Origin of the sequence: Mesorhizobium sp. M3A.F.Ca.ET.175.01.1.1, assembly GCF_004791945.1 — a bacterium.
GTDB lineage: Bacteria > Pseudomonadota > Alphaproteobacteria > Rhizobiales > Rhizobiaceae > Mesorhizobium.
The window spans coordinates 1-282 of record NZ_SRTP01000424.1; the positions used below are offsets into that span (position 1 = coordinate 1).

General features: G+C 64.2%; 1 pseudogene. It reads left to right on the forward strand.

Annotation, left to right across the window (positions count from 1 at the left end):
- Window positions 1-282 (forward strand): annotated as a pseudogene (locus tag EN818_RS32265) (serine--glyoxylate aminotransferase); the annotation flags it as partial.

Genomic DNA, 282 nt, shown 5'->3' on the forward strand with positions numbered 1-282 from the left:
CTGCGGGTCTCGGATTCTTATCGGTCAGCAAAAAAGCCATCGCCGCCTCTAGAGAGGCGACCCATCGGCGCTGCTATTTCTCGTTCGAGGACATGATCCGCGCCAACGATGCCGGCTATTTCCCCTACACGCCGGCGACACAGCTGCTGCGCGGCCTGCGCGCCTCGCTCGATCTGATCGCTGAGGAAGGGCTCGACAACATCTTCGCCCGTCACCATCGCCTCGCCGAAGGCGTGCGCAAGGCGGTCGACGCCTGGGGCCTGAAGCTGTGCGCAAAGGCGC